At 48.8% G+C, this 8,029-nt stretch carries 9 protein-coding genes; 6 read left to right on the forward strand and 3 right to left on the reverse strand.

Annotation, left to right across the window (positions count from 1 at the left end):
- Nucleotides 1-29 precede the first annotated feature (29 nt).
- A complete protein-coding gene (locus H6F90_RS00905; protein ID WP_190549394.1) occupies nucleotides 30-1,745 on the forward strand; it encodes a hypothetical protein in 1,716 nt (571 codons plus the stop codon).
- A 26-nt stretch (nucleotides 1,746-1,771) separates the two neighbouring features.
- Here the strand turns inward: H6F90_RS00905 and H6F90_RS00910 are convergent, their stop codons facing one another.
- Nucleotides 1,772-2,491, reverse strand: coding sequence for a M15 family metallopeptidase (locus tag H6F90_RS00910; RefSeq protein ID WP_190549397.1), 720 nt, complete (start codon nucleotides 2,489-2,491; stop codon nucleotides 1,772-1,774).
- Nucleotides 2,492-2,716: 225 nt separating this feature from the next.
- Here H6F90_RS00910 and H6F90_RS00915 point away from each other — a divergent pair, with 225 nt between their 5' ends.
- The 4 genes from H6F90_RS00915 to frr all read left to right on the forward strand — a co-directional run bounded on the left by H6F90_RS00915 (nucleotide 2,717) and on the right by frr (nucleotide 5,124).
- Complete coding sequence (locus tag H6F90_RS00915) at nucleotides 2,717-3,133, forward strand: response regulator transcription factor (RefSeq protein ID WP_190432573.1); 417 nt, start codon at nucleotides 2,717-2,719, stop codon at nucleotides 3,131-3,133.
- A gap of 94 nt (nucleotides 3,134-3,227) precedes the next feature.
- Nucleotides 3,228-3,773, forward strand: coding sequence for a thioredoxin family protein (locus H6F90_RS00920; protein WP_190432575.1), 546 nt, complete (start codon nucleotides 3,228-3,230; stop codon nucleotides 3,771-3,773).
- A gap of 87 nt (nucleotides 3,774-3,860) precedes the next feature.
- Nucleotides 3,861-4,589: a UMP kinase gene (pyrH, locus tag H6F90_RS00925; protein WP_190432577.1), complete on the forward strand. Its 729-nt coding sequence runs from the start codon at nucleotides 3,861-3,863 to the stop codon at nucleotides 4,587-4,589.
- Between the two features lie 13 nt (nucleotides 4,590-4,602).
- Complete coding sequence (gene frr / locus H6F90_RS00930; protein ID WP_199295641.1) at nucleotides 4,603-5,124, forward strand: ribosome recycling factor; 522 nt, start codon at nucleotides 4,603-4,605, stop codon at nucleotides 5,122-5,124.
- A gap of 101 nt (nucleotides 5,125-5,225) precedes the next feature.
- Here frr and H6F90_RS00935 read toward each other — a convergent pair whose 3' ends face one another.
- Nucleotides 5,226-5,402, reverse strand: a complete 177-nt coding sequence (locus H6F90_RS00935) for a family 2 glycosyl transferase (RefSeq protein WP_190549401.1) — start codon at nucleotides 5,400-5,402, stop codon at nucleotides 5,226-5,228.
- A gap of 367 nt (nucleotides 5,403-5,769) precedes the next feature.
- On the opposite strand from H6F90_RS00935, the gene H6F90_RS00940 reads away from it, so the two are divergent.
- Nucleotides 5,770-6,906, forward strand: coding sequence for a geranylgeranyl reductase family protein (locus tag H6F90_RS00940; protein WP_370587911.1), 1,137 nt, complete (start codon nucleotides 5,770-5,772; stop codon nucleotides 6,904-6,906).
- Nucleotides 6,907-6,948: 42 nt separating this feature from the next.
- Here H6F90_RS00940 and H6F90_RS00945 read toward each other — a convergent pair whose 3' ends face one another.
- A complete protein-coding gene (locus tag H6F90_RS00945) occupies nucleotides 6,949-7,743 on the reverse strand; it encodes an RDD family protein (RefSeq protein WP_190549403.1) in 795 nt (264 codons plus the stop codon).
- Nucleotides 7,744-8,029: the final 286 nt, after the last annotated feature.

The following is an 8,029-nucleotide window of genomic DNA, read 5'->3' on the forward strand; positions in this document are numbered from 1 at the left end:
CTTTCTCAGCACACTGCATCTCTACCCCTATGCTGATTACGCCTTTGCATCACGGGCTAACGACGGCGAAACCTTCCAAAGCCCAGTTAGCTTTTTGGTTCAGTTTGAGCCTAACTTTTGCCGCGATCTATGGCTGCATGGCACTACAGCAAGCCTTTAGCGGTGAATATGTGGTCCAAGATGACGCGCGGCAGCATGTGTTTTGGATGCAGCGATTCCTCGATCCAGAATTACTGCCCAACGATTTTATTGCCAACTATTTCCAATCTGTAGCGCCTTGGGGCTACACCAAGTTTTACCAACTGTTTGCGGCGATCGGGGTTCATCCTTTTTTGCTCAACAAGCTCTTGCCGATCGCCCTAGGTTTGGTGATGACAGGCTATTGCTTTGGCTTCAGCTTGCAACTGTTTCCGGTGCCTGCCGCTAGTTTTCTGGCAACCTTGCTGCTGAACCAAACGGTTTGGATGAAGGATGACTTGGTGACTGCCACACCCAGAGCCTTTTTGTATCCGCTGTTTCTGGCGTTTCTGTACTATCTGCTGCGCCGATCGCTCCTGCCTTGCCTGGCAGCGATCGCGTTGCAAGGACTGTTTTACCCGCAAATTTTGCTGATCAGCGCTGGAACCCTAGTGCTTACCTTAGTTCGCTGGGAAAATGGGCGACTGGGTTTCTCCCGCGATCGCCAAGACTATATTTTCTGTGTGGCGGGTTTGGCCGTGACATTTGTGGTGCTGTTGCCCTTTGTCGTGCAAACCTCCGAGTATGGCTCTGTGATTGCGCCCGACGCAGCAAGACAGATGCCAGAGTTTGGTGAAAAAGGCCGCAGTCGGTTCTATGTAAATGATCCTTGGGACTTTTGGCTCACGGCTGAGCGCAGTGGCTTTTTTCCTGCCCTGTGGTTGCCTCCATTGCTGACTGTGGGTGTGCTGCTACCCTTGCTCTGGCGATATCGCGATCGCTTGCCTCTACTGCAACAAGTACAACCGCAGATCCGTTTATTGGTGCAGATTTTCGCCGCTTCGGTAGGGCTGTTTACTCTGGCTCACTTGCTGCTATTTAAGTTGCAACTACCCAGCCGCTATACCCATCATAGTTTTCGCGTCATTACTGCGATCGCCACTGGGATTGTCCTGATTACGTTATTCGATGCTTTATGGCGATGGGCTACTCAGTCTCAGTCAGCCCCAAAACAGTACTTAGCGATTGGAATTATAGTTCTGGTGAGCGCCGCTTTGTTACTCTATCCCAGTTATGACCAGCGTTTTCCTGACACAAAATACAAGGAAGGACAAGCCCCTGCTCTCTATCAGTTTTTGCAAAAAACACCCAAAGCAAGCTTAGTAGCTTCCCTCTCAGAAGAAGCTAATTTTGTGCCTTATTTTGGCCAGAGGCCTGTGTTGGCGGGGCGTGAATATGCGCTGCCGTTCCACCAAAGGTATTACAGTCAGTTTCGCCAAAGAGTCACAGATTTGTTGCAAGCGCAGTACAGCCCCAACCAAGAAGCTGTTGAGCAGTTTATCCAGCAGTACGGCATCAACTTTTGGTTGCTAGATCAAGAAGCATTTACCCCCCACTACTTGGCGAGCAACCGTTGGTTTCAGCAGTTCCAGCCCGCAGCTCGTGAAGCTCAAACTCGATTAGAGCAAGGGATTACACCTGCGATCGCCCAAACGGTTCCTCGTTGTACCGTCTTTAGCGCAGAGCGCTTGATCTTGCTAGATGCTGCCTGCATTTCTACAAGATAAGCCTAGTGACAATGTTGCCATCCTAGCTAAAGCTCAGCGCGACCATAACGAGCAGTCATGGCATGAGGGTCAGGCTTCGGGTTAGCTCCAGTGCTTAACCAAGCCCACAGTTGGTCGCCCCAGGAGAAGTGCCACCACTCATTCATGTGTTGCAGAAAACTTGCACTGGTCATCACTTGCTTGAGTAGTTGCCGATTTTGGTGATGCTGCTGCGCTTCCGGTTCTGGCTGATCGGCAAAGAAATCTGGAAACGAGCGGGGAGAGATCTCATCAATGGGTGAACCCATATTTACAGGAGCACCGGATGCGTCCACCAACGTTACGTCTACCGCAGCGCCCGTACTATGAGGAGGCGGAGTGGCAGGGTTCACATTCGGTACCGCCCAAAACTGATGCACTTGCTCCCAAATGCTTTGTTTCTGAGCGTCCGTGAGTTCCTGAAGTTGTAACCCTTGCCCTTGCACCAGTTCGGCAAAGGTGTAGTCCACCATATACTGCTGCACTGCAATCGGACGGTAAGCATCAAAAACTTGAATCCGCCAACTAGGACAGCATGCTTGCAGTTGCTGCTGAGCCTGGAGCAAGCGAGCCACCACTTGTTCCCGCAAATAGTAGGGCGATTTGTCACCATAAGGAGCCCCTAACTTTTGGTAAGCATGGAGATGTTCGGTGGCAAATATATCTAGTGGAATGGGTACTAATGGTTCTCCACATTCCGCGATCGCGATTTGCTGATAAGGTTTCATACAACTAAATCTATCGTTTTAGTAATTCAAAAATAGTTACAAAGATTGTGAAATAAAAAATTGATTCCTAAGTAATCCTAACTTTACTCAGCGGCTTTTACTGAACTGATAGGATGAAATTATAAAGAAATTAAGTTGTTGCTATTACTATGGGGCGCACCAAAATTCAATTGCTCCAGAAATGCAACAAGCTCTTTAAAAGAGGAGTATTAACTCCCAGCTAAAATGCATAAGATTGCGGTCTTAGATGACGACATTAACTGGAGTTTGTCAGTTCAAAGGTTCTTGAGAAAAGAGTTTTTGGTAACTGTTTTTACAGATTCTAATCACTTTTTTGCGGTGGCAGCTCAGTACGATTTGGTGATTGTTGATTTTGTTCTTGACCCTTTGCCTGAATCAGAAAACAAGCTAGATGGCTATGGTATTATTCATCGCTTAAAATCATCCTTAGAGCGCCCTCCTCTCTGCCTATTAGTCTCCGGCTGGATTGACAGAAATGATTTAGCATCCATCAGCCAACGACCTTATTTTATGGCCGATGACCTAGCGGCAAAAGATGCGGGTTTAGACGTGATTTTGGCAAAAGTAAGGCAACTGTTGGGTAGCACCTTGCCGCAATCGCCCTCTTATTCTCAGCCTTAGACCATTCCTGCAACGAGCGGACTATGATGGAGAGCTAGATGGGAAGCCTCTGCTGCCCGTTAAACTCTTCTGAACATTCAGCGGATTCAGCTTCATGGAAACAGTAGGTACAACAATAGGCAGCTACGCTCCAGACTTTGAACTCCCAGGAATAGATAATGCGGTGCACCATCTTGCTCGTTATCTAGAAAGGTCGAAAGCAGTAGGGGTAGTGTTTATGTGTAACCATTGCCCTTACGTACGGCTCTACCTAAACCGCCTCAAACAAATTCAAGCTACCTTTCAAGCTCAAAAGTTTACCTTAATTGGGATTAATCCCAACGATGCCACGCAATACCCGGATGATAGCTTCGAGAATATGAAGCACTTTGCGGTTGAGCAACAATTGAACTTCCCCTATTTGCGAGACGTGACCCAAGATGTAGGGCGTAGCTTTGGGGTCAAAATAACGCCAGAAGTTTTCTTGCTAGACCAAGCGGGCATTGTGCGCTATCACGGACGCATTGACGACAACCCAGAAGACGTCAGTGCTGTGCGATCGCCTAACTTTCAAATCGCGATCGCTCGTGTCCTAGAGGGCAATGCAATACCTGTAGCAGAAACTGAACCCGTAGGTTGTTCTGTTAAATGGCGTATTTAGCAATGCTTGCGGCTCCTAAAAGCTGACCTCCGACAGCTTAGTGTTATCTTTAGTTGGAGGCAATTTGAGTTAAAAAGTAGTCGCTACATGGGGATTGTTTATCAGCGGGTTTTGTTCAAACTAAGCGGTGAAGCCTTAATGGGCGATCTAGCTTATGGCATTGACCCAGCCGTGGTTCAAGCTATTGCCCAGGAAGTGTCAGATGTTGTAGCAACTGGAGTCCAAGTTGCCATTGTCGTGGGTGGCGGCAACATCTTTCGCGGCGTTAAGGGAGCTGCGGCTGGAATGGACCGCGCAACCGCCGATTACATTGGCATGATTGCCACAGTCATGAATGCCATGACCTTGCAAGACTCTCTTGAACAGATGGGCGTGCCCACAAGGGTGCAAACTGCGATCGCCATGCAAGAAGTGGCAGAACCTTACATTCGGCGGCGAGCCATTCGTCATCTCGAAAAAGGGCGAGTTGTGATCTTTGGGGCAGGCTCCGGCAATCCCTTCTTCACGACCGACACCACAGCAGCGTTGCGAGCAGCGGAAATTAGCGCCGATGTTTTGTTCAAGGCTACCAAGGTAGATGGTGTTTACGACTCCGATCCGCACCAAAACCCCAACGCGCGTAGGTATCAAAGCCTCACCTACGCCCATGTTTTGCAGCAAGATTTGCGCGTGATGGATAGTACTGCGATCGCACTGTGCAAAGATAACAACATTCCTATCATTGTGTTTGACCTCTCGGTACGCGGTAACATCCTGCGGGCCGTGACGGGAGAAACAATTGGAACGATCGTGGGAGGTTCTTGTGAAATTAGCTGACGCTGAAAATTCGATGCAAAAAGCCGTTGAATCAACTCAACGGTCTTTCAATACAATTCGGACTGGACGAGCCAACACATCTCTGCTCGATCGAGTCATGGTGGAGTATTACGGAGCCCCAACTTCTCTTAAGTCTCTGGCAACTATCAATACGCCAGATGGCAGCACGATTACGGTTCAACCCTTCGATCGCGGTAGCCTAAACTTGATTGAAAAAGCCATTTCCCTATCCGACATTGGCTTAACTCCTAGCAACGACGGGTCCACCATTCGCCTAAATATTCCACCGCTCACCAGCGATCGCCGTAAAGAACTCGTGAAGCTAGCGGCCAAGTTTGCCGAAGAAGGCAAAGTGTCAGTTCGCAATGTGCGTCGCGATGCGGTCGATAGCGTCCGCAAACAAGAAAAAGCGGGCGAGGTGTCCGAGGATGAAGCGCGAGACTTGCAGGATAAAATTCAAAAGCTGACGGACAAGTACATTGCCAGAATTGAAGAAGTTTTGGCAGAAAAGGAGAAAGATATCACCACCGTCTAGATTGTTCTGCTCAACCCCAGGTTTGGAGCTAAATCCTATAGAGCTAGATTGTTCTAGAGCTAAGCACTCAAGCGAGCAACATTGAAGTTCGTCTTTCGGGTTTAGGCATATTGAAGTGCTGGCATGGGTGTCTGACGAACCACGTAGGCTAAGTGCATGGGGTACCCCTGAATGGAGTAGATTGTGTCGATGCACTTCAAGGCAGTCTCGCGATTCTTGTAAGAACGCAAAACTCGCTTACTGCCGTTGGCGTACTGCACACATACTTCCCAGTTCATTGGCTTAGCCTCATTTCAGAGTGTCTTGTGGCTCAGAACTTTATCAAGCCTTCATGAACTATCCTAGGGGCCACATCAGGGCTTTGTACTCAGTGCATTCAATGAACTATATAACTGTAGTGATTTCACGGATTGATTGCTGTTGGAACTGAACCAATTCCTCTACTTTGAAACTTAAATTGCCAAGCACACGTGTGAAATCCCTGTTGTTTTTTCCCTGAGAAACAGCAGGGTTATTCGTATGCTGCTTTAGATTTGAGATCGATACGGAAACATTCACTGAGTTACCCCTGTCTGTCAGCTCTGGATGCCATAGCGATCGGCCAGGCTGGAGTTGTGAACTGATATTCAAGAGTGAGATGCGAGCATGATGTTTGACTGCATTATTGTCGGTGCGGGGCCAGCGGGAGGAACTGCCGCTTACCATTTAGCCAAGCAAGGCCGTTCTGTTCTAGTGCTAGAAAAAGAACCCCTACCCCGCTACAAACCTTGTGGGGGCGGAGTCTCGCCTCAAGTTGCGCAGTGGTTTGACTTCGACTTCACGCCAGCGATTTCACTCAAGGTCAACTCCGTGCGCTTCACCTGGAAAATGGAAGACCCCGTGGAAGTTGAGCTAAAAACTCCAGAGCCGATGTGGATGGTGCGGCGAGATGTGTTCGATCACTTCTTGGTACAGCAAGCTCAGAAGCAAGGCGCAGAGCTGCGAGACAACACGGAAGTTACAGGAATTCAGTTTAAGAGCGACCACTGGCAAGTGAATACAGCCGAAGGCCCAATCACTGGGCGCTATCTCATTGCTGCGGATGGTGCCAAAGGTCCGATGGCGAAGTGGCTAGGGTTCAAAGAGCGGAAGCGTCGCTTAGCCGGAGCTTTGGAAGCAGAGGTACCTGCTCACGTAGAGAGTGGCAACCCCATTCACTTTGAGTTTGGCATGGTGAAGAATGGCTACATCTGGAACTTCCCTAAAGCCGATGGCTATTCGTTGGGTATTGGTACCTTCCGAGGCGGTGAACCCCAGGATATGAAAGCTTTGCTGGCTGAGTATGCCACGCTGTTTGGTGTGGATGTCAAGTCCAGTCAACAATATGGCCATCCACTATGCCTGTGGGACGGCAATCAAAAACTGCACACCCAAAATGCGGTGTTAGCGGGAGAAGCGGCTTGTGTGGTTGATCCCTTTACGGCAGAAGGGATTCGGCCTTCTATTTTTAGTGGTATGAAGGCGGCTGAAGCGATTAACCAAGCCCTAACAGGCGATCGCAGTGCTCTAGAGCGTTATAGCCAAATCATCAACCAAGAATGGGGCGAAGATATGGCTTGGGCGCAGCGTATTGCGGGTGTTTTCTATCGGGTACCTGGCATTGGCTACAAAGTCGGCATCAAGCGTCCTTCGGCTACAGAACGTATGGGCAAAATTCTCTGCGGTGAATTGCGCTACGCTGATGTCGCCAACCGAGCAATTAAGCGGCTGACTAGCAGCTTGATTCCTGGCATGGGTGGCTAAAAAGCTATAACTCATTCGTCACTAGGGCGTACGTGGTGCGCCCTACATTGATTTAGTAGATTGCTGTTGATAAGCGAGATAAACTGCCTCCAAAAACAAATCGGGGGTTGTGTTCGACGGTACTTTTTCCAGCAAAATTATTTCTTTTACTTGACGAGCTAACTGTAAATTAACTTCTGACTTGGCTTTGGATGACATTGCACCTCGGCGCTGCAAGTATTCTCGAACCACAGCGAAGTCGTCGGGCAGCAAATGGGATAAATCTGCTATTTCGGGTAACTGGGTTGCTAATGCCTCGGCTGCTGGAGAAGTAGGAAAGGTTGCAGCAGCAATCGTTTGCTCTTCTTGAATCACCACTGTGCCTGCTGCCCAGTCTCCTAAACGTTTTTCTTGGCGACCTAAAGCAATCAAGAATACGCCTAAGAATAAAGTGTCATCGAAAGGCCGAAGTAAAGCTCGCAACGTAGCTTGAGCTAAGCCAATAGGCCGTCCGTCATCACGAATTACCCGGATTTTGGTGTAACGCTTTCCAGGCGTTTGCCCTCGCCAAAGGCTTTCAAAGAAGACAAAGTAGCCCACGTAGATCGCAAAGCCACCCAGAATAGTAATCGCCGTCAACCACAGGTCAACACTATTGGCGTTTCCAGCTACTTGTCTGACTAATTCTAGAACTTGACTAGAAACAAATAGCCAGATGAATATGAAGGCAATGAGACACCCACCCAAGCAGGTGTAATCGAGCAGTAAAGCTAAGGCCCGATTCCCAATTCCAGCTAGGGTAAATTCCAACTCTACGCTTTCTGGTGTCTGAAGGATAATTCGATTAAAGAAGCGCATGGTCTTTCGTCTGCATAGCTCGGGGTAAGGAGAGATCAGGGATTCTGTGAGGGCGCTGGGGAGAAGTATAAAGAGGTTGAGAGATTGATTAGAGATGCAATGGGGAAGGTTATCGATCGCGCAATTTCAGCCCTCATCCCTCTCGGCGGCTGCGGAGATCGTAATAAACCACACAGAACTTACGCAAAAGTCATTTGAACGGACGGATGCTTGAGTTGCTCCTTGAGATACTCAGAGAGCATCCCGTGCTTGATTTGATAGATAGTTCTACCACTTTCGTAGGCAA

Origin of the sequence: Trichocoleus sp. FACHB-591, assembly GCF_014695845.1 — a bacterium.
GTDB lineage: Bacteria > Cyanobacteriota > Cyanobacteriia > FACHB-46 > FACHB-46 > Trichocoleus.

Coding starts and splice junctions, on each gene's coding strand:
- H6F90_RS00905 (WP_190549394.1), top strand. CDS start 30: ATGCTGATTACGCCTTTGCATCACGGGCTAACGACGGCGAAACCTTCC.
- H6F90_RS00910 (WP_190549397.1), bottom strand. CDS start 2,491: ATGAAACCTTATCAGCAAATCGCGATCGCGGAATGTGGAGAACCATTA.
- H6F90_RS00915 (WP_190432573.1), top strand. CDS start 2,717: ATGCATAAGATTGCGGTCTTAGATGACGACATTAACTGGAGTTTGTCA.
- H6F90_RS00920 (WP_190432575.1), top strand. CDS start 3,228: ATGGAAACAGTAGGTACAACAATAGGCAGCTACGCTCCAGACTTTGAA.
- pyrH (WP_190432577.1), top strand. CDS start 3,861: ATGGGGATTGTTTATCAGCGGGTTTTGTTCAAACTAAGCGGTGAAGCC.
- frr (WP_199295641.1), top strand. CDS start 4,603: ATGCAAAAAGCCGTTGAATCAACTCAACGGTCTTTCAATACAATTCGG.
- H6F90_RS00935 (WP_190549401.1), bottom strand. CDS start 5,402: ATGAACTGGGAAGTATGTGTGCAGTACGCCAACGGCAGTAAGCGAGTT.
- H6F90_RS00940 (WP_370587911.1), top strand. CDS start 5,770: ATGATGTTTGACTGCATTATTGTCGGTGCGGGGCCAGCGGGAGGAACT.
- H6F90_RS00945 (WP_190549403.1), bottom strand. CDS start 7,743: ATGCGCTTCTTTAATCGAATTATCCTTCAGACACCAGAAAGCGTAGAG.